This is a genomic window from Flexivirga lutea, assembly GCF_054778955.1.
The window spans coordinates 97,066-118,169 of record NZ_BAAGZB010000005.1; the positions used below are offsets into that span (position 1 = coordinate 97,066).

Genomic DNA, 21,104 nt, shown 5'->3' on the forward strand with positions numbered 1-21,104 from the left:
AGGTCATTCCGCCTTCGGCGCGCTGTCCCGCAGCAGACAGGTGATCCGGCTGGTGCACAGCCGGCGGCCGTCCTCGTCAGTGATGACGACCTCGTATGACGCCAGGGTGCGACCCAGCGACAGCGGAGTGGCCGTGCCGGTGACCAGACCCGAGCGGACGCCCCGATGGTGCGTCGCATTGATGTCCAGGCCGACCGCGATCCGCCCCTCGCCGGCGTGCAGCGCCGCGCCGACCGAGCCCAGCGTCTCGGCGAGCACCACGCTCGCGCCGCCGTGCAGCAGGCCGTACGGCTGGTTGTTGCCCGCGACGGGCATGGTGGCGACGATCCGCTCCGGACTCGCTGCTACGAACACGATGCCCATCTTCTCGCCGAGTGTTCCGGCATTCATGTCGTTGAAGAGTCGCACCAGTTCGGGGGCTGCTGCCGGCCCCGTTGCGGGCGTGGGGGACTGCGCGGTGTTGTCGGTCATGCCCCCTAGGCTGCCAGGTGTGAAACGCCTCCTTCTCCTCGACGGTCACTCGCTCGCCTACCGCGCCTTCTACGCGTTGCCCGTCGAGAACTTCTCGACGACCACGGGCCAGCCGACCAACGCCGTCTACGGCTTCACCTCGATGCTGATCAACGTGTTGCGGGACGAGGAGCCCACCCACATCGGCGTCTGCTTCGACGTCTCCCGGCAGACCTTCCGCGCGGAGGAATACGCCGACTACAAGGCGGGCCGTGCCAAGACACCCGACGAGTTCAAGGGGCAGGTGTCGCTGGTCCACGAGGTCCTCGACGCGCTGCGGATCCGTTACGTCGAGATGTCCGGCTGGGAAGCCGACGACCTCATCGCCACCCTGTCGACCCAGGCCGAGGCGCAGGGCTTCGACGAGGTGCTGATCGTCTCCGGTGACCGTGACGCGATGCAGCTGGTCACCGACAAGGTCACCGTGCTCTACCCGGCCAAGGGCGTCTCCGACCTGTGGCGGATGACCCCTGCCAAGGTCCAGGAGCGTTACCTGGTCACCCCGGAGCGCTATCCCGACCTGGCTGCGCTGGTCGGTGAGAAGTCCGACAACCTGCCCGGTGTGCCGGGCGTCGGCGCCAAGACCGCCGCCAAGTGGCTCGGCCTGTATGGCGACCTGCCCGGCATCGTCGACCACGTCGGGGAGATCAAGGGCAAGGTCGGCGACTCGCTGCGCGAGCACCTGGACGGTGTGCTGCGCAATCGCCGGCTCAACCAACTGGTCCGCGACGTGTCCCTCGACGTGACCGTGGACGACCTGCAGCGACAGGTCTGGGACCGCGACCAGGTGCACCAGGTCTTCGACGGCCTGGAGTTCCGGGTGCTGCGCGAGCGGCTCTTCGCGACGCTCGAGGCGGCCGGTGACGAGGCCGAAGGTGTGGTCGAGGTCGAGGGTGCGGTGCTGGCTCCGGAGGAGGTCGCCGGCTGGGTGGCCGACAACCTGCGCTCGGGGGCGCGCGCGGGCGTGCACGTCGTCGGCGACTGGGCGCGTGGCAGCGGCGACGTGCGTGCGCTAGCCGTCGCGGTGGGCGACGAAGACGCCGGGCGGGCGGCATACCTCGATGTCACCGAGCTGACGCCGGCCGGTGAGAAGGCGGTGCGCGACTGGCTCGCCGATCCCGAGCAGCCCAAGGTCCTGCACGACGCCAAGGGTCCGCTGCAGGCGTTGCACGCGGCGGGCCTGCCGCTCGCCGGGCTGGTGAGCGACACGGCGCTGGCGGCATACCTCGTGCGACCGGACCAGCGGGCCTACGACCTGGCCGACCTGGTGCTGCGCTTCCTGCGCCGCGAGCTGCGCCCCGAGCAGGACAACCCGGCGCAGGGGATGCTCGACCTGGACGGTCACGACCACCAGGGCCAGGAGGCGATGGTGCAGGCACGGGCGGTGCTCGACCTGTCCGCCGCGCTGGACGCCCAGGTCGCCGACACCGGCGGCACCGACCTGCTGGCGGATCTGGAGCTGCCGCTGGTCGACCTGTTGGCGCAGATGGAACGCGTCGGCGTTCACGTCGACCCGCAACTGCTGGACCGGCTGGAGAGCGACTACGCCGACGCGCTGGACCGTGCCGCCGAGGATGCCTACGAGGCCGCGGCGGGGGAGCGGATCAACCTGGGCTCGCCCAAGCAGTTGCAGGTGCTGCTCTTCGACAAGCTGGCCATGCCCAAGACCAAGAAGACCAAGACCGGCTACACCACCGACGCCGACGCACTGACCGAGCTCTACGCCAAGACCGAGCACCCGTTCCTGGAAGCCTTGCTGCGGCACCGCGATGCGGCCCGGCTGCGGGTGACGGTCGAGGGGTTGACCAAGTCGATCGCCGACGACGGCCGGATCCACACCACCTATCAGCAGACGATCGCCGCCACCGGCCGGTTGTCCTCGACCGACCCCAACCTGCAGAACATCCCGATCCGCACCGAGGAGGGCCGGCGCATTCGCGAGGCCTTCGTCGTCGGCGAGGGATACGAGTCGCTGATGTCGGCCGACTACAGCCAGATCGAGATGCGCATCATGGCGCACCTGTCCGGTGACGAGGGCCTGATCGAGGCGTTCCGCACCGGTGAGGACCTGCACCGCTTCGTCGGCTCACGGGTGTTCGCGGTCGAGCCGCAGGACGTCACCGCCGAGATGCGGGCCAAGGTCAAGGCCATGTCCTACGGCCTGGCCTACGGCCTGTCGGCATACGGCTTGTCCAAGCAACTGGCGATCAGCACCGGCGAGGCGACCACCCTGATGGAGGAATACTTCTCCCGGTTCGGTGGCGTGCGTGACTACCTGCGCGAGATCGTCGACGTGGCGCGCAAGACCGGCTACACCGAGACGATGCTCGGGCGCCGGCGCTACCTGCCGGACCTCACCTCCGACAACCGGCAGCGTCGTCAGGCTGCCGAGCGGATGGCGCTCAACGCGCCGATCCAGGGCTCCGCCGCCGACGTCATGAAACTGGCGATGCTGCACGTGAGCGCCGCGCTCGACACCGCCGCCGTCAAGTCACGCATGCTGCTGCAGGTCCATGACGAGCTCATCCTGGAGATCGCACCGGGCGAGCGCGAGCAGGTCGAGGAGATCGTGCGCCGCGAGATGGGCAACGCCATCGCACTGGACGTGCCGCTCGACGTCAGCGTCGGCGTCGGCGGCTCCTGGCACGCCGCCGCGCACTGACCCCGGGCGGTCCACTGGCGGTATGGCGTCGCAGGCTCAGTCGCGGTCGTCGTCCCAGTCGCGGCGCGGGCTCCGGCGTGGGCGCGGAGTCCGGACAACGTCCCGGTCGTCCCGGTCGTGCTTCCGGTCATCGTCCCGGTCGCGTGCCTCGCGGTCCCGCTCGTCGCGGTCCTCGCGGTCGTCCTGACGACGGTCGCGCGGCTCGTCGTCCCAGCGGCGGTCCGCCGACCGTGGGCGGTCGTCGGCATACGCTTCGGCGTGCCGCGCCCGACGCGTCTCGGTGCGCCGGTCGACACCGAACATCACCGCACCGAGCACGATCGTCAGGATGCCGATCGCGGCCGACGCGAGGGCGCGGTACTTCTCCACGTCGGTCACCCGGTAGCAGGTGCCCTTGGCGAACGTGCTGCTGGCCGGGTTGGCTGCCGTGCCGCAGCCGAAGACCGAGCCGCTGTCGGTGCGGACCCCCGTCACCGGCACGAAGTAGAAGTAGACGGCGGCGACGAGGAACGCCAGGCCGATGAGGATGCAGATCTTGGTGCCGGTGCGGGGGGTCATCACCGTGCGTGTCTCGAGGTCTTCGGGCATGAGCGGCATGTTACTCACCGGTCGGGTCCGCGCAGCGCGTCAGCGCGCCATCACCGCGGGAATCTTCACCCAGGCCCGCAGCTCCACGGCCTTGGAGCCGGTGCCGGACCGGCCGAGGTCGAGCGCCGTCCAGCCCGGCGGCCGGGGCGGGGACCACTTCCCGCCGGCCTTCCGCTCGGCGATGCGGACCGTGACCCGGGTCGGTGGGGCGTGGTCCACGTGCCATGGGTCGGTGTCCTCCGGCACGCTCCACGGGATCATGTAGTAGGCGTCGAATCCCCTTCTGCCCAGTTGGAAGCCGATCGCCGAATCGACACTGAGGGATGTGATGCCGCTGCCTTCGACGAGTACCGGGGTCGAGGGCCGGGCGTGCGAGCTCAGGTATGCCGTCACCACGGACGTCGCGTGCCGGGCGGTGTCCGCGGTGGCCCATGACGGCGCAGCGGCTGTGGCGGAGGCGGTGACCGCCAGCGCGACCGCGACGACGCCGCCCAGCGCGAGCCGCCATACCGCCGGCACCCGGCGCGCATGTTCGGCGAACCGGCCACGCGGCACCAGTTCGGTGGCGCGCACCAGCAGCGCGGCCACCCCGAACACGGCGAGCACCAGGGTGGGCAGCAACCAGTAACCGACCACGAAACCGGCCAGGTGCGTCAGGCCCCAGGCCTCGACGGGTATGACGACGAGAGCGAGACCGCATGCGAAGCTGCCGGCGGTGCAGGGGCGGCGGGTGCCCGCGAACGCCCCGAGCGCGAGCAGCAAGGCGCCGACGGCGCCGGCGACCACGGGCAGGCCGGCCTCGTCCGGCAGGTAGGTGTTGTGGAAACGGCCGAATCCCAGCGGCGAGAGCCGGTCCAGGGTGTATGCCAGGGCGTGCGGCCACGAGAGGCCGGCGTCCGCGGACTCGGCGCGGTACTTCAGTAGTTGCTGCAGGTTGTTCGGCTGGTAGATCACCAGTTCCAGCAGCGACGGCACCCAGGCCACGAACGTCACCACGCCGGTGATCCGCCACAGCCGGAGCGCTCGGCGGTGACCCGGACCGGACATCCGCACGTGGCGCAGCCGCCGGGTCGCGGCGAGCAGGGCCAGCAACACGGTCAGCCCGCCGACGAAGGGCACGAAGGCCAGATTCGACTGCGCGACGAAGGACGCGGCGACCGCGTAGCACCACAGCACCGGCAGGTCGCCGTCGATCAGCGCCCACCCACAGACCAGCACGAGCAGCATTGGCAGGGTGGCGACATACACGTTCAACGGCCGCACCAGTTGCTGCGGACCGAGTGCCCACTCCAGCAGCAGCACCGCCAGCGTGACCGGCACGGCGGTCCGCAGGCCCCGCAGCCGGAATGCGACGACGATCGACCCGGCGGCCGCGACGGCGTTGCCGACAGCGACCGACAGCAGGATGCCGGCGCCGCTGAACCCGAAGAGTGCCGCGATCGGCGCGGCGAGGTAGTACTCCAGCGGCCCGAGGTGGTGGGTGGGCACGTTCGCCCCCTCGGTGAGGATGCTTGTGGAGCGCTGGCCCATCACCGGTGGCCGGCCACTGAGGACCGCGCGCATCCGGTCGGCGATCACCGCATCGTCGCCCTCGGGCGCCCAACCGTGCGCGACGGCCCGCAGGTAGGCGACGGCGAGGGGGATGAGTGCCACGATCACCAGCCAGGTCACCGGATGGCGCGCCGCGCACCGCAGCCGTCGCAGGACGGTTGCCGCCATGGGTCCACCTCGCAGTCGCCGGAACGTGCCGTGGCAGGTTACTCGTGCGTCGGTTGCGTCATAATGCCGACCGTGAGTGTCGGGGCGATCGTGCTGGCCGGGGGAGCGGGCAGCCGGATGCGTCCGCTGACCGACGACTGCCCCAAACCGTTGCTGCCGCTGGGCCCTGAGCCGCTGATCGGCTACCAGTTGCGTCGGCTGGCCGAGGTGGGGGTGCACGACGTGGTGATCTCCACCGGTTACCTGGCCGAGCAGTTCGACGCGCTGCTGAGCGATGGGTCGCCGTGGGGGCTGCGGCTGCGGCACTGCGCCGAGCGCGAACCGCTGGGCACCGGCGGCGCGCTGCGTGCGGCGATCGACCTGCTGCCCGGGGTGGACCGCGTGGTGGTGCTCAACGGCGACCTGCTGTCCAGCCACGACTTGGCCGCTCAGCTCGATGCGGCGACGCCGTTCGCGCTGTGCCTGCACGTCCGGCGGGTCCCGGATGTCGCGCCATACGGCCACGTCACCTGCGACGCCCGAGCGCGGGTGCGGACCTTCGCCGAGAAGACCGGGACCGGTGCGGGGCTGGTCAACGCCGGCACGTATGTCGTGCGCGCCGACCTGCTGCGCGCCCTGCCGATCGGCCGGCATTCCTGGGAACGCGACGTGTTGCCGGGCCTGGTCGCCGAGGACAGCGACATCCTCGGCTGGACCGGCGACGGCTACTTCCGCGATGTGGGCAGCCCCACGGCATACCGGCTGGCGAGCGTGGACGCGGTGCTCGGTGCGCTGCCCGGCGCACTGACCGGCGATGGGTCGGCCCACCTCGCGCCCAACGCGCAGGTCGCACCGACCGCCCGGCTGACCGGCGGCTGCAGCGTGCACGCCGGCGCGAGGGTCGGGCCGGATGCGGTGCTGGACGCGTCGGTGGTCCTGCCCGGTGCCACGGTCGGCGCCGGTGCCCGGCTCACCAGGTGCGTGGTCGCGGCGGGCGCGGTCGTTCCGGCCGCCGGCGACGTCGCAGACGCGGTGGTCGGCGCGGCCACCGCGGACTGATTACTCACAGGTAAGTTTCCGGCGTGCAGGCACGGCCCGGCCAGTATGCTTGCGCGAAGTCCCGACCCCGAGCGCCCGCAAAGACTTGATGAGCCCACGACCCACCGGCGGTGGTTACCGCCCGGCATTGGATGGCCTGCGTGCCGTCTCGGTGCTCACGATCATGCTCTTCCACGTGCCCTACGAGTGGGTGACCGGCGGCTACTGGTCGGTCAACGTGTTCTTCATCGTGTCCGGCTACCTGATCACCGGCCTGCTGCTCAAGGAGTTGGACACCTGGGGCTCCATCGACCTGGTGGGCTTCTATGCCCGTCGCGCGCGGCGGCTGCTGCCGGCGCTGTTGATCATGCTGGTCGTGGTGTCGCTGGTCTGGCCGCGGATCCTCGGTGACCAGACACCCAGCACCATCAAGGGCGACGGGCTGGCTGCGCTGTTCTACGTGGCCAACTGGCGGATGATCCTCACCGGGCAGTCCTACTTCGAGCAGTTCGGCACGATCGCGCAGTCGCCGTTCAAGCACGCGTGGACCCTCGGCATCGAGGAGCAGTACTACCTGATCTTCCCGATCCTGATGATCGTGCTGTTCCGCCTGTTCGGCAGGCGCGGACACGGCCGGATCCTGGCGGTGCTGCTGGCACTGGCCGGTGTCTCGGCGATCGTGATGGCCACGCTGTACGTGCCCGGCGGCGACCCGTCACGGGTCTACTACGGGACGGACACCCGGATGCAGGACATCCTGGTGGGCGCCGCGCTCGCGGTCGGTATGGCGATGCTCGACCGGCGCCGGCTGACCGCGTGGGTCGACCGCAACAGGCCGTTCGTGGTCGGCGCCGGGTGGACCGTGGCCGCGCTGACGCTCTACTGGTTCTTCTGGATCCCGGCGCACGGCTGGGTGTTCTACGGCGGCTATCTCGTCTTCGACGTGATGTTCGCGGTGCTGATCTTCTCGGTGGAGGTGCTGCCCCGCAGTTCCGTGGCGCGGATGCTGTCCTGGCGGCCGCTGGCGTGGATCGGGATGATGTCCTACGGCCTCTACCTGTGGCACTACCCGTTGTTCACGGTGCTGACGCCGGATCGGGTGCACCTGTCCGGCATACCGTTGCAAGTGCTGCGTTTCGGGCTGACCTTCGTGATCGCGAGCGCCTCCTACTATGTCATCGAGGACCCGATCCGCAAGGGCGGGTTGCGCCGGATGGGACGCCGGATCAGCGCCGTCGTCCCGGTCGCGGCCGTCGTCGCGACAGCGGTGATCATCGCCGTCTCGGTCAACGGCATGCGGCTCGCGCCCAGCGCGCGGGCAGGTGAGGGCGTGGTGCTTTCGAACGGGTCCGGTGCTTACCGGGTGCTCATCGTCGGTGACTCGGTCGGGTTTTCGCTCGGCTACAACTTCCCGCACCGGGTCTTTCCCGGCGTGCAGGCCAGCGCCGCCGTCGACTTCGGCTGTGGGACGGCTGAGCAACGCATCGTCATACAGGGCAAACGCCAGCCGTTGGAGCAGGAGTGCTCGGACATCTTCCAGCACTGGTCGCAGGGCGTCGCCAACGCGGCGCCGACCGTCATCCTCTGGTCACTCGGCCCGTGGGAGGTTTTCGACCACTACGTGGACGGCAAGACGTTGACGGTCGGGTCCAAGGAGTACGCGCGCTATCTGCTGTCCCGGCTGGAGACCGGACTGACCGCGATGGACAAGGCCGGCACACACGGCCCGGTCGTCATACCGACGGTGCCGTGTCTGGGACAGCCCACCTACCTGATCGACGGTGTGAACATGGCGACCGAGCGCAACGACCCGAAGCGGGCGGCTGCGGTCAACCAGATCCTGGCCACGTTCGCAGCCAAGCACCCGCACACTGTGCATCTGGTCGATCCGGCTGAGTTGGTCTGCCCATCAGGCACGTTCACCGAGAAGGTGCACGGCGTCACGTTGCGGGACGACGGTGTGCACTACACCAAGGCCGGGACCATCGCGTTCTGGAAGTGGCTGATGCCACAGCTGGCGAAGTGGGTGCCAGGCACCCCGAAGGCGACGCCGTGAGCCACTCCTCGCAGATCCGCCGACTCGACGCGCTCGACGGGATCCGCGGAGTGCTCGTGATCTTCCTGCTCGCCTACCACTTCGGGTTCGGCAGGTTGGCCGGTGCCTGGCTGACGCTGAACGTCTTCTTCGTGCTCTCCGGCTTCCTGATCGTCCGACTCCTCGTCCAGGAGCGCGCGCGCACCGGCTCCATCCGGTTTCTCGCGTTCTACGCGCGGCGTGCGCGCCGGCTGTTCCCGGCCCTGGCGCTACTGCTGGCCGTGGTCGTGATCTACGGGCTGGGATTCGCACCCGACCAGGAACTCGGATTGCTCCGGTGGGACGTCATCGCCACCATGGGCTACTTCATGAACTGGCGGCTGGTGGCCCAGAGCAACCAGTACTTCGTCCAGTTCACCGAGCCGTCGGTGCTGCAGCACACCTGGTCGCTATCGGTCGAGGAGCAGTTCTACCTCGTGATCCCGGTGCTCGTCCTCGGGCTGATGGCGTTGGTGCACACCCGCCGGGCGCTGATCGCGGTGCTGGTCGGACTGGCGCTCGTCTCCGCCGGGTGGATGGCCGTCGTCGGCGTCGGCAGTGACGTCGCACGATCGCACCTCTACTACGGCACCGACACCCGCGCCCAGTCGCTGCTCGTGGGTGCCGCGCTCGGGGTCTGGACCGCCCGGCTGGGCAGGCAATCCCGACCGAGCCCGTTCACCGTCAACCAGGTCCAGCTGATCGGCGGCACGGCGCTCGCGATCACCCTGGCCGGATTTATCCTCGTCGATCCGCAGACCACCGCGATGGCCGACGGCGGCATGTTCGCGCTGTCGCTGGCCGCCGCCGCGTCGGTCTGGGCCGCTGCCGACGAACGGATCGGGCCGTTGCAGAAGTGCCTGTCGGTCCGCCCGCTGGCGGCGCTCGGCCGGATCTCGTACGGCGCCTACCTGTGGCACTGGCCCATCGGGCTGTGGATCGAACAGGCCATGCCGTCAGCCGCGGTGTGGCAACGGGTGCTGCTCGGTTTCATCCTGACCGTCGGCGTCGCAGCGCTCTCCTACCAACGTCTGGAGAAGCCGATCCACGACCGGGGCTGGGGCGCCGTGATCGGCGGTGCGTTGCGCGCTCGAACCACCGCCACCACGGTTGCGCTCGCGTTGTTCGTCGGCGCCGTCGGCATCGGCGTGGGGGCTCCGGCCGCGGACGGCGTACCACGCACCAACGGCTCGGTACGGATCGTGTCCTTGGTGCCGGGACAACAGGCGTTTCACGAACCGGTGAAGCCGTACACCATTGCCTTGTACGGAGACTCCGTCCCATACCTGTTGGTGAAGAACTTCCCGGCAAAGAGTTTCCCAGGTGTCACGGCGAAGGCGGTAGCCGTGCCGGGATGCGACATCCTCAATCAGCCGTGGTTGAACCCGAAGAATGGAGAGCCGGGTCCGGATCCGCCGGAGTGCCAACCATTTCGGAAGCACGTCCGGGCGCAGATCGCAGCGGCGCACAGCGACCTGGTGATCGTGTTCCCTGCTGCGCTGCTCGCCTTCAAGCACCGCATTGGTGACAAGACTGTCTGGTGGGGTGATGAGGCGTACGAGTCTGCGGTGCGTTCGCGGCTCGATGCGATATCGAGCGCGGCGAAGGCGAACCACAGCAAGGTCGCGATCGTCACCGGGACGTGCCGCAGCACAATCCCGAAGGCGATTCGGTCGGTCATCGGCTCCGTGCAGGATGACCAGCCGGCGCTGCTGAGCGAGCTGAAGACTGGCAACAAGATGAATTCCCTCATTCGCGATTGGGCGAAGTCGCGGGACATCCCGATCGCTGACTTGCATCACGCTGTTTGTCCGAATGGCAAGCCCAGGTCCATCAAGGGAATGCCGATCTTCGGTGACGGCATCCATTTCTCGGCTGCGTTCACACCCAGCGTCTGGGCGTTCCTCATCGCCGAACTCGGGCTCGACACGTGAGCGGGCCCCGATCGGTCGGAGCCGTCGGACGTCGTCGGTATGACGCCATCGACGGCTACCGCGGCCTGTTCGTCGTGCTCGTCATGCTCTACCACGTGGGTGTCACCGGCCTTGTCGGCGGCTGGGTGGGCATCAACCACTTCTTCGTGTTCTCCGGCTTTCTGATCACCCGGCTGCTGGTGAAACAGTTCGGTCGGTACGGGCGCATCGACGTCGTCGACTTCTACCGGCGACGCGTGCGTCGCATCGTTCCCGCGATGCTCCTGCTCGTCGCCGCGGTGGTGGTCCACACCGCGCTCTTCGCGGATCCGGCATTCCGCCGGCAGGTCGGTGGTGACTCGGTGGCGACCATCGGGTTCTTCCTCAACTGGCGGTTGATCAGTCGTGACGACGCGTACTTCACCATGTTCGGTCAGCCGAGCCCGTTGCGGCACGCGTGGACGCTGTCCGTGGAGGAGCAGTTCTATCTGGTCGCGCCGGTGCTGCTGTTGGTGATCTGCTGGTTCCTGCGGTCCAGGCCGGCCCGCGCGGCGGTCGCCTTCCTGCTCGCAGTGGCGTCGTCGGTGTGGTCGGCCCGGCTGGGCTATCACGGACTGGCGGACCAGGCGCGCTTCTATTACGGGACCGACATCCGTGCCCAGGCCTTGCTGGTCGGCGTCGCCGCCGGGTTGCTGCTCGCCGTGGATGATCGCGGCAGGGAGCCGCTGCCGCTGCCCCGGACGGCGACCCACGTGCTGGCGTGGATCGGATTCGGCACGTCCCTGGCAGCTCTGTTCGTGCTGAGCCCGACCAGTTCGTGGGTGTACAACAACGGTGGCATGCTGTTGTTCGCGGTCGCCGCCGCACTGATGGGCTTCGCGGCGATCGACCAGCGCGACCTGCTGATCAACCGGTTGTTCTCCTGGTCGCCACTGGTCTATCTGGGCCGCATCTCGTACGGGCTGTACCTCTACCACTGGCCCATCCACCTCTGGCTGACCATGCCCGCGCTGCCCCGGTGGCTGGCAGGCACCATCCAGCTCGGACTGGCATTCGTCGTGGCGACGATCTCGTTCCGCTACCTGGAGCTACCGATCATGCGGCACGGGCTGCGGGGCGTATGGCGCCGGCGGCACGTGCGCCGCACCGTGCCGGTCGCCGCCGTCATCGCGTCGTTGGTCGGCGCCGTGGTGCTCTGGCAGGGCGGCGCCGGCCCGGCGGAGTCGGCCCCGAGTCTTGTCGCGGCACAGCCGGCCTATCGCGCTGGGACCGCGGTCCACCGGATCGGGATCCTCGGTGACTCGGTCGGTTCCTCACTGATGTCCGGGTGGAGACCCGATTCATATCCGGACCTGCGGATCAGCAACCAGACCCTGATCGGCTGCGATCTGATCGATGCCCCGACCTGGCACGACGGCTCACTCGGCCGGCCGGAGAGCCAGTGCGCCTCGTGGCGTACCAGCTGGCCGGCCCGGATGGAGGCCGCCGGCGCCGACTCGATGATCCTGCTGGCGGGCGCGCAATTCCTGACGGACCACCGGGTCGGCGACACAGTGGTCGCCCCCGGCACACCCGCGATGCGTCGCCTGATAGATCGCACACTGGACGACATTCGACGCCGGGCTCACTCGGCGGGCATCCCCACCATCACCGTGGTGAACCTGACGTGCCGCCGGATCGATCCGAACCAGCTGGATCCCTCGCTGCGGTTCTTCGCCGCGCAGGGCAGCGACGACGCAATGGTCGACTGGGCCAACGGCGTCCTGGCCGACTGGGCGTCGGCGCACACCGGCGCCCGGCTCGCCGATCTGCATGGGCAGCTGTGCCGCAACGGATTCCGCCCCAGCGTGCACGGCGTGCAGCTCTACCACGACACGTTGCACTTCCGGCCGCAAGCCGCCGCGATGATCTGGACCTGGCTCGCCCCGCTGGCACGTGCCGGAACTCATCATTGACCCTTCCGACCGCACGGGGAAGTGAGAACCTTCCTGGGTGAGCGAATTGAGTGCCGACGAGCGACGCGTGCTCGACATGGTGGACGACGAAGCGATCCTGGCCGACCTCGCCGCGCTGGTCGGCATACCGTCGGTCGGTGGCAGCGCCGGTGAGGTCGAGGCACAACAGTGGTGCGCCGACCGGCTGCGGGTGCTCGGGCTGCAGGTCGACGAGTGGGAGCTCGACCTGCCCGAGCTGAGCGCCGACCCCGATTTTCCCGGTGCCGAGGTCGAGCGGTCCCGTGCTGTGGGAGTGGTCGGGGTGCTCCCGGCGACCGCAGGCACCGCCGGCAGCGGCCGCGGCACGGGCGAGCCGGCGCTCGCCTTCTGCGGCCACACCGACGTGGTGCCACCGGGCGACGTCGACGGCTGGACGAGCGACCCGTTCGTGTTGCGCGTCAAGGACGGCGTCGGTCACGGGCGGGGCGTGTGCGACATGAAGGCAGGCGTCGTCGCGATGATCGGTGCCGTCGACGCGTTGCGGCGCGCCGGCATACCGCGCGAGCAACCGATCGCGGTCCATTGCGTCAGTGGGGAGGAGGACGGCGGACTGGGTGCATTCGCCACGCTGCGCAGGGGGCACCGCGCACGCACCTGCGTGATCACCGAACCCACCGCCGGTGCGGTGATCCCGACCAACGCCGGATCGTTGACCTTCCGCATCGAGGTGCGCGGCCTCGCCACACACGGCTCCCAGCGGTGGCAGGGCGTCAGCGCCGTGGACAAGCTGGATGTCGTCCAACGCGCCCTGCGCCGGCTCGAGCAGGAGCGGAACGCTGAGATACCCGACGAATTCAGTCATCTGAAGGTGCCCTGGCCGTTGTCCATCGGGATCGTGCGCGCCGGCGACTGGGCGAGCACCGTGCCCGATCTGCTGATCGCCGAGGGCCGTTACGGGGTCCGCCCCGGTGAGGCGGTCGCCGACGCCCGTGCGGCGTTCGAGCGGGCCGTCGCCGAGGAGGCCGCGGCGGATCCCTGGCTGCGTGACCATCCGGTCGACGTCAGCTGGCCGGGCGGGACGTTCGCCTCCGGCAGGCTCCCGGAAGGACACTCGCTGTTGGGGGAGGTCACCGACGCCGCCGCCACGGTCCGGGGGAGCGTGCCGCCTGCCGTCGGTGCCCCGTACGGCTCCGACCTCAGGCTGTATGCCGCCGCCGGCGTACCCACCCTGCAGTACGGACCCGGGCGGGTCGAACAGGCCCACGCCGTCGACGAATCGGTCGAACTGGACGACGTGCTGGGGTGTGCCCGGGTCTATGCGCTGCTCGCGCTCCGCGCCTGCTGCGCGCGGCGCTGACACGCCGAGTCGGCAAATCGCCAACTGGCCGGTAACTTCGGAGCATTCGGCGCTATTCTCTGCGGCCATGCAGACATCGCGCCTGTTCGACGCGCTCCCCGACGTCTTCGGCGGCGACCCTCGTGCGGGTGACCCGACCGATCCGCGCTGGGAGCGGATGACCGAGGAGGTCAGCGGCTTCACCAGCGCCCACGAGCTGGCGGTCCTCAACCTCGCGGCCGCCGTGCTCCCGGCCGACGAGGCCTACCTCGAGGTCGGCACCTTCAAGGGCCGTTCCCTGGTCGCGGCCGTGCAGGGCAACGAGGACAAGACGTTCTACGCGATGGAGAACTTCCTGGAGTTCGGCATGGCGGGTGAGGCGGCGCACGCCGAGCTGAAGGACAACCTCAAACGTTTCGCCGGTGACGCGCAGGTGCGGTTGCTGGAGGGGGACGCCTTCACGCTGATGGCGCGACCCGGCGTCATCGACCGGCCCGTCGGCGTCTACTTCTACGACGGCGAACACACGTTGCTGTCGCACTACCTCGCCTTGGCGGTCGTCGAACCGCTGCTCGCCGACGAGGCATTGGTGCTGGTCGACGACGCCAGCTGGCCGGTGGTGCAGCACGCGCACCGGCTGTTCCTCACGCGACACCCCGGCTGGCGGATCGCCGCCACCTGGGACGCGCAGCACGCGGACGACCCCCGCTGGGCCAACGGCCTGCATGCGCTGGTGTTCCAGCGGGCGGCGGGACGTCGCCGGGCCATCTCCCGCACCGACGAGGCGCTGCGCCGCTACCAGACGACGGTGCAGGACCGGGTCAACAAGGTGGCGTGGGGCGCGGCGAGCCGCTTCCCCGGTCCGGTCAAGAAGCTGGCCGGCCTCGTGCTGTCACGCTCGCGGGCTATCGGCGGTCACGATCACTGAGTCGTCCGCGATGGCCGTCGCCTGGTGCCGCACCACCACCCGCAGCAGGCCGGACAGGGCGACCACGAGTGCGCCGGCCAGGCACACCAGCACGATCTGGGTCGGCGAGTCGTGCCAGACCCCGGCGATCGCGACCACCTCCACGACGATGACCGCCCAGGTCAGGTTGCCGAGCAGGCCGTTGTCGCTGCCCATCTCGGAGAACAGCCAGACCTGCGCCAGCGCCCAGCCCACCCCCAACACCACGCACAGCAGCGCGAGGTGTCCGAACGAGCCGTAGTCGGCGCCGCCCGCGACGGTGATCCAGGTGCGCGGTGACATCGCGACCACCGCGAAGCCGACGATCCCGATCACGGCCACGATCGCGCTCGCCCGCAGCAGCGTCCGGGTCGGCCGCGAGCCCTGCATCCGCGGCACGATGATCAGCGCCACGAACTGCGTGCCCCAGCACATCGCCCGGGCGAAGGTGGAGGCCAGCGCGTAACCGCCCGAGTCGTGCGCGGACAGGAAGTGCCGGGCGAGCAGCATGTCCACGTTGGTCAGCGCGACGTATGCCGCCAGGGTGCTGTTGGACCGCCGCAGCTCCCGGGCGAGCCGGGCCGTGCGCGGCAGCCGGACCAGGTCGGTCCAGCACAAGGTGGCGCCGTATCCCGCGGCAATCACCCCGGCCAGCAGCATGGCCGCGAACACCGCGGTCACATCGGCACCGACGACCGCGCAGGCCGCGGCGGCGACGACCCGGCTGACCGCGTTGACCAGATAGAGCAACGACAGGGCCCGCAGGCGTCCCCGGCCGAGCAGGATCCCCTGGAAACAGCCGGTGAGCGTCATCGGCACGAGCATGCCGCCGAGCAGCACCGGAGCCCACAGTGAGGGCAGGTGGAACCAGCCGGTCAGCGCGGGGGACAGGGCCACGGTGACGGCGAAGCACCCGGCACCGGTGAACAGCGCCGGCCGGACCGCGCTGGTCGGCTGTTCCGGGTCGTCCCCGGACAGCCGCCGGGCCACGACGACCTGGAACACCCCGGCCGGTATGGCCAGCAGGACGCCATACGTCGACAGCGCGGTGTAACCGCCGAACTCGCCGGGGCCGAGCGGGCGGGACAACAGCATCACCACGAGATAACCGAGCGCGTTCGCCGTACCCATCGCGACGCCCAACAGCGCACCCATGGCGGTCCGTCGCGAGGGCGCCCGGCGCGCGTTGGTTGCGGTCACGACCAGTGAGGTTACTCGGCAGTTATATTTGGGTGCTCACGCAGCGATCACCGGGCGACCGACCGGCCTGCGACGACCGCCGATCTCGACCCTGGGAGCCTCCCGAAGTGCGCAGACAGCTGACGGGATATCGGCTCACGGTCCTGGGACCGACCTTGCTCCTGGCGCTCATCGTGGCGCTGAACGGATTCGGGCACTTCTACACCGACATCAAGCCCGAGGTCTATCTCGCGCCCGGCCGGATGATCCGGCAGTACCTCTCGGCGTGGACCGACACGCCCTACCTGGGATCGCCCAACTTCAACGTCGGGCTGGTGCCGGTCCTGCTGGTCACCGGTGCACTGCGCGGCATCGGGCTGTCACCGGAGTGGGCGTTCAAGATCCTGCACTTCGCCCTCTGGCTGGCCACCGCGTGGGGCACCGCACGGCTCACCCGCACCCTGGTCCCGCGGGCCGGACGGTATGCCGGGCTGGCCGCCGGGGTGCTGGTCCTCGCCAACCCCTACACCATCCAGGCCGGCAGCACGCTGGCGATCGCGCTGCCGATGGCGTTGCTGCCCTGGTGGCTGCTGGCCTTCATCCGTGCGTTGTGGACACCGGGACGCCGCTGGTTCTCACTCCAGGGGTGGCGGTGGCCGGCCGTGTTCGGGCTGCTGTTCTTCGCGATGAGCGGCATGAACGTCGCCATCGTGCCGATCTTCCAGTTGGTGGCGCTGCTGCCGATCCTGTGGGTGGCCCGGCGGGTGTGGCGGCTGCGCTGGCCGGTGATCACGGCAGCCGTGGGCAGGTGTGCGCTCTTCGTCGTCGGTGTCTCGGTCTACTGGTTGGTGCCCGGTCTCGGTGCTGTGGCGACCGGCAACCAGATCGTCGACGAGTCCGAGTCCCTCACCGGCATCGCGAAGGTGTCCTCCTTCCCGGAGGTGCTGCGCGGCATGGGGCTGTGGTCGCTCTACGGCCAGGACAACCACGGCGCCTGGGTGCCGCAGGATGCCGTGTTCCTGACCAGTCCGCTGGTCATGGTGCTGACCATGCTTTGGCCAGCGCTGGCGCTGCTGGCGCTGCGCCGGCTGCACGGCGCCGCCCGGGTCGTGGTGGCCGGGACCGTCGCCATCGCGGTCGTGCTGATGGTGGGCATGTTCCCCGCCGCCGAGCACCCCGCCTCGCCGTTCGGTGTGTTCTTCCACTGGTTCGTCGAGCTGCCGGGTATGGCGGCCTTCCGCACCACCAACAAGGTGGGTGCGCTGCTCGCCCTGGCCTTCGCGATCGCGCTCGGAGTGGCCGCCGCGAAGGTGCTGCCCGCCCTGCTGCGCCGGGACGGCCTCGCCCCGGTCGCCGCGGTCGCGGTCGCGATGCTGCTGCTGTCGTGGACGCTGCCGGCATTGACCAACCGGCTCTACACCTCCCCGATGGACATCCCGGCCTACTGGAAACACGCGGCATCCGCCATCGACAAGGGCGACCCGGGCTCGGCGGTGCTCTTCCTGCCGGGGCAGACGCGTCCGGCATACCGCTGGACGGTGGACCGGCCCGACGACGTGGCGAACTCGCTGTTCAGCAGGCGGGTGATCCTGCCGGAGACCAGCCCGAACGCCTCCCCGCCCGGCGGCAACTTGCTGGCCTCGCTGGACTCGACCCTGGAGGACGGCGTCGTGCCGCCGGGGACGCTGTCGACCTACGCGCGCTACCTGGGCGCCGACACCGTGCTGATGCGGCACGACGTCACCTGGCAGGACTCCGGCGGCGTGCGTCCCGGCCTGGTGTCGGCGATCGCCGCGCAGGACAAGGGCCTGTACGGCGTCGCCAATTACGGCTACCCCGGGGAGTATGTCGGCGGTGCCGACGCCACCGCCGAGGAGTCGCAGCTGCCGCCGCTGCAGCAGTACTCCGTGCCCGCCGCCGGCAACAGCGTGCGGGTCGAACCGGCCGGCAACTCGCTGGTCGTCGCCGGCGACGGCTGGTCGGTGCCGTCGATGGTCGACGCCGGACTGCTGCGCGATGCGCCGACCTTCCGCTACGCACAAGATCTTTCGGCCCACCAGCTGGCGGACAACCTCGGCGGCGGCCACACTCTGGTGCTGACCGACACCAACCAGCGCCGGGACGCCATACCGAACCGACTGGCGAACAACCAGGGCCCACTGCTCGCCGCCGACCAGCCGCTCGGGGTCACCCGCACTTTGGGCACCGACCCGGCGGACCAGACGGTGCTGCAGCGGTCCGGCGCCCGGGTCACCGCGACCTCGCAGGGTGGTGCGTTCTTCGACCTGCCGTATGCCGTGCCGGAGAATGCGGTGGACGGCGACCCGTCCACCGCCTGGCTCTTCGGCGACTTCGGCCGCGCGGTCGGCAACCGGCTGACGATCACCGAGCCCGCCCCCGTCACGCTCGACACGCTGCGGATCGCGCAGGCGCAGATCGGTAGCGTGCGGCTGGGCAAGGTGACCGTCCGGGCCGGTGGCCGGACGGTCACCCGGACATTGCCGGCCAGCGGCTACGCGGACTTCCCGATGGGGCACATCTCCGCGAAACGGGTCACCATCACCGTCGACTCGACCAGTGGCACGGGCTACAACCTGGTCGGCATCCGGGACATCCAGGGGCTCGGCGCCCCGGCCGTGCGGTCGGCCCGCATGCCCCTGACCTTCACCGACGCCTACCGCACCCTGAGCGCCGCCGGCAGAGCGGCGTTCGACCGCACGCCGCTGGACGTGCTGCTCACCCGGCGGCAGGGCACCTCGGAGGTCGGCGACGACTCCGAGCGGGGACTGCGACGGGTGATCAGCCTGCCCGACGCGCGCACCTTCGATGCCACGGCCGCAGTGCGTGTCGACGGCGGCTTCGAGGAGGTTTACGACCGCACCGCCGGCCTGTCGCCAGCGGTCGCCGCCACCGCGTCGTCGTTCTATTTCGGCCTTGCGGGCACGCGTGCGTCGCTGGCTGCCGACCGGGACGCCTCGAGCGCCTGGCAGCCGGGCGGCACGCTCCGCGGCGCCTGGTGGCAGTTGACCGGCCCGGAGCGGACGATCAGCTCCGTCTCGGTCACCCAGCAGGCGGGCAGCAACGGCGACAGCAACAACGCGTACGCACGCCGGGTGACCATCAGCGTGGATGGCACGGACGTCGCGACCGCCACCCTGAAACGGCGCGGCACCACGCGGGTCGCGATACCCGACCAGCACGGGAAGGCGGTGCGTGGCAAGGACGTCCGGATGACGATCGACTCGATCACCGGCACCGAGAGCCAGGTGCCGCCGCGGTTCACCTCGATCGACACCGGCCTGCACGTGCACCAGCTCGCCGGCCTCGGCCCGATCGGGCGGGCCGGCCGCAACGATCCGCGCTGCACCACCGTGGCCACGATCGACGGCTCGCCGCTGCGCATGCGTCCCACCGGCCAACTGCAAGGCTCCACCACCCAGGGCAGCAAGTGGGTCGCCTGCGGCGCAATCACGCTGGCCGGCGGCACCCATCACCTCCAGCCGACCCACGGCTTCACCCTGGACGACCTGCAGCTCACCGACACGCAGCACCGCAGCGCCCGCACGGTCAAGGCTCCGGCGACACGACTCTCCGACGACACCAGCACCCACAAGCGACTGCAGGTCACCACGACCGGACCGGCCACGGTCGTATTGGGGCAGAGCATCGCCGACGGCTGGCACGCGACCGCCAACGGCAAGGACCTCGGCGCCCCGCAGACGGTCGACGGCTACTCGGCCGGCTGGCTGCTGCCGAAGGCCGGCAGGTACACCATCGACATCAGCTACGCGCCGCAACGGCGTGCCGACGTCGCGCTCGGCATCAGCCTGGCGGTCATCCTGGTTGCCGTGGCGCTGGCCGTGGTCCCCTTCGTCGGCAGACTGCGCGACCGACGCAACAAGCCCGACGCCGATGACGACGACGCCGATGACGACGCCGATGACGATGGCGGCGAGAACGCCCCGGGCACCGCAGAGCCGGGCCACTTCGTCGCGGCCGGGCCGGATCTCGCCCTGCAGACCGCCGGCGGATCGAGGGCCCGGTTCGCGCCACTGGCTCTTCCGCGGCCGGCGCTCGAGCTCGCCCTGATCCTGGTGGCCGGCTTCTTCGTCGGCTGGGCCGGGCTGGTGGCCGCGGCAGCGGTGGTGGCGGTGCTGCGATGGCGGCGGTCGATCCCGTCCTGGTGGCTGCAGCTGACCGGCGCCGGCCTGCTGCTGATCGCGATGGGCGTCTATCTGCTCGTGCTCGGGCACACCAGGGGCACGCTGAGCGCGGACGGTGTCGCCCGCAGTATGTGGCCGCACTGGCTCGCCGGTGCGGGCCTGGTCGTGGGATTGGTCGGAGCGCTGCGGGACGGCGCCACGGTGGAAGAGGATGACCGTTTGTGAGAGAGCCACCCCTGGTGTCGGTCGTGGTGCCGACCCGCAACAACGTGCGCACGATCCGCGCGTGTCTGCAGTCGGTCCGTGACCAGACCTACCGGCGCGTCGAACTCATCGTGGTCGACAACCACAGCACCGACGAGACCCTCGCGATCGCCACCGAGTACGCCGACCTTGCGGTCACCGGCGGACCCGAGCGTTCGGCACAACGCAATCTCGGCATCGAGGAGGCGCAAGGCCAGTGGGTGCTCTGGCTGGACAGCGACATGGTGCTGCCGCGACGCAGCATCGAGGTGGCCGTGCGAACCGCGCTGGGCAGCGGCGCCACCGGAGTGGCACTGCCCGAGCGCACCATCGGCGACGGTTTCTGGACCGCCTGCCGGGCGCTGGAACGCGAGTGCTACCTCGACCAGCCGTGGTTGCACAACCCCCGCCTGGTGCGGCGCGACTACCTGCTCGGTGACGGCGGTTTCCACCTGGCCATGTCCGGCCCGGAGGACGCCGACCTGCGGCTGCGGATGCACGCCGAGGGGCGCCGCATCGAGCTGGCGCCGGTCGTCGTGGACCACGACGAGGGCCGGCTGACCGTGGCCGACGTGCTGCGCAAGCGCTACTACTACGGACGCAGCATCCCCGCGTTCGCCGGCCGGCACGAGGGCGCGGTCGGCGCGCAGGGCCGCGCGGTGCTCAAGGCGTATGCCGTCAACTGGCGCCGTCTGGCCCGTGACCCCGCGCACGCGGCCGGCATGGTGCTGCTGCGCAGCCTCGAGGTGGTCGGGTATGCCGCCGGTGCGCGGCGCGGCCGGCGGGACCGTGCCGGAGCAACGGCGCCGGCATGAGTCGA

13 protein-coding genes are annotated in these 21,104 nt (G+C 70.1%); 9 read left to right on the plus strand and 4 right to left on the minus strand.

What is annotated here, in order from left to right; genetic code table 11:
* Nucleotides 1-3: 3 nt before the first annotated feature.
* On the minus strand, nt 4-471 hold the full coding sequence (locus ACYVBN_RS16455; RefSeq protein WP_440280947.1) for a hotdog fold thioesterase: 468 nt from the start codon (nt 469-471) through the stop codon (nt 4-6).
* Nucleotides 472-490: 19 nt separating this feature from the next.
* Here ACYVBN_RS16455 and polA point away from each other — a divergent pair, with 19 nt between their 5' ends.
* On the plus strand, nt 491-3,172 hold the full coding sequence (gene polA, locus ACYVBN_RS16460; RefSeq protein ID WP_460601454.1) for a DNA polymerase I: 2,682 nt from the start codon (nt 491-493) through the stop codon (nt 3,170-3,172).
* A 36-nt stretch (nt 3,173-3,208) separates the two neighbouring features.
* On the opposite strand, the gene ACYVBN_RS16465 is transcribed toward polA, so the two are convergent.
* Nucleotides 3,209-3,760: a hypothetical protein gene (locus tag ACYVBN_RS16465; RefSeq protein WP_460601455.1), complete on the minus strand. Its 552-nt coding sequence runs from the start codon at nt 3,758-3,760 to the stop codon at nt 3,209-3,211.
* 39 nt (nt 3,761-3,799) lie between these two features.
* On the minus strand, nt 3,800-5,479 hold the full coding sequence (locus ACYVBN_RS16470) for a hypothetical protein (RefSeq protein WP_460601456.1): 1,680 nt from the start codon (nt 5,477-5,479) through the stop codon (nt 3,800-3,802).
* Nucleotides 5,480-5,551: 72 nt separating this feature from the next.
* On the opposite strand from ACYVBN_RS16470, the gene ACYVBN_RS16475 reads away from it, so the two are divergent.
* From ACYVBN_RS16475 to ACYVBN_RS16500, 6 genes are all read left to right on the plus strand, one after another.
* The gene (locus tag ACYVBN_RS16475) at nt 5,552-6,517 is read left to right on the plus strand and encodes a nucleotidyltransferase family protein (RefSeq protein WP_460601457.1); all 966 of its coding nucleotides are present in this window, start codon (nt 5,552-5,554) and stop codon (nt 6,515-6,517) included.
* An 88-nt stretch (nt 6,518-6,605) separates the two neighbouring features.
* Nucleotides 6,606-8,552: an acyltransferase family protein gene (locus ACYVBN_RS16480; protein ID WP_460601458.1), complete on the plus strand. Its 1,947-nt coding sequence runs from the start codon at nt 6,606-6,608 to the stop codon at nt 8,550-8,552.
* The gene (locus ACYVBN_RS16485; protein ID WP_460601459.1) at nt 8,549-10,504 is read left to right on the plus strand and encodes an acyltransferase family protein; all 1,956 of its coding nucleotides are present in this window, start codon (nt 8,549-8,551) and stop codon (nt 10,502-10,504) included. The genes ACYVBN_RS16480 and ACYVBN_RS16485 overlap by 4 nt, the downstream gene beginning before the upstream one ends.
* On the plus strand, nt 10,501-12,438 hold the full coding sequence (locus tag ACYVBN_RS16490; RefSeq protein ID WP_460601460.1) for an acyltransferase family protein: 1,938 nt from the start codon (nt 10,501-10,503) through the stop codon (nt 12,436-12,438). Before ACYVBN_RS16485 ends, ACYVBN_RS16490 begins: the two co-directional genes overlap by 4 nt.
* A gap of 37 nt (nt 12,439-12,475) precedes the next feature.
* On the plus strand, nt 12,476-13,774 hold the full coding sequence (locus tag ACYVBN_RS16495) for a zinc-binding metallopeptidase family protein (protein ID WP_460601461.1): 1,299 nt from the start codon (nt 12,476-12,478) through the stop codon (nt 13,772-13,774).
* Between the two features lie 67 nt (nt 13,775-13,841).
* Nucleotides 13,842-14,681, plus strand: coding sequence for a class I SAM-dependent methyltransferase (locus tag ACYVBN_RS16500; protein ID WP_440280938.1), 840 nt, complete (start codon nt 13,842-13,844; stop codon nt 14,679-14,681).
* Here ACYVBN_RS16500 and ACYVBN_RS16505 read toward each other — a convergent pair.
* The gene (locus ACYVBN_RS16505; protein WP_460601462.1) at nt 14,646-15,899 is read right to left on the minus strand and encodes an oligosaccharide flippase family protein; all 1,254 of its coding nucleotides are present in this window, start codon (nt 15,897-15,899) and stop codon (nt 14,646-14,648) included. The two genes, ACYVBN_RS16500 and ACYVBN_RS16505, sit on opposite strands and share 36 nt — an antisense overlap.
* Nucleotides 15,900-16,006: 107 nt before the next feature.
* Here ACYVBN_RS16505 and ACYVBN_RS16510 point away from each other — a divergent pair, with 107 nt between their 5' ends.
* Together ACYVBN_RS16510 and ACYVBN_RS16515 are read left to right on the plus strand one after the other, a co-directional pair.
* Nucleotides 16,007-20,266, plus strand: a complete 4,260-nt coding sequence (locus ACYVBN_RS16510; RefSeq protein ID WP_460601463.1) for an alpha-(1->3)-arabinofuranosyltransferase domain-containing protein — start codon at nt 16,007-16,009, stop codon at nt 20,264-20,266.
* Nucleotides 20,263-21,099, plus strand: a complete 837-nt coding sequence (locus tag ACYVBN_RS16515; RefSeq protein ID WP_460601464.1) for a glycosyltransferase family 2 protein — start codon at nt 20,263-20,265, stop codon at nt 21,097-21,099. The genes ACYVBN_RS16510 and ACYVBN_RS16515 overlap by 4 nt, the downstream gene beginning before the upstream one ends.
* Nucleotides 21,100-21,104 lie beyond the last annotated feature (5 nt).

Coding starts and splice junctions, on each gene's coding strand:
- ACYVBN_RS16480 (WP_460601458.1), top strand. CDS start 6,606: ATGAGCCCACGACCCACCGGCGGTGGTTACCGCCCGGCATTGGATGGC.
- ACYVBN_RS16465 (WP_460601455.1), bottom strand. CDS start 3,760: ATGCCCGAAGACCTCGAGACACGCACGGTGATGACCCCCCGCACCGGC.
- ACYVBN_RS16470 (WP_460601456.1), bottom strand. CDS start 5,479: ATGGCGGCAACCGTCCTGCGACGGCTGCGGTGCGCGGCGCGCCATCCG.
- ACYVBN_RS16500 (WP_440280938.1), top strand. CDS start 13,842: ATGCAGACATCGCGCCTGTTCGACGCGCTCCCCGACGTCTTCGGCGGC.
- ACYVBN_RS16455 (WP_440280947.1), bottom strand. CDS start 471: ATGACCGACAACACCGCGCAGTCCCCCACGCCCGCAACGGGGCCGGCA.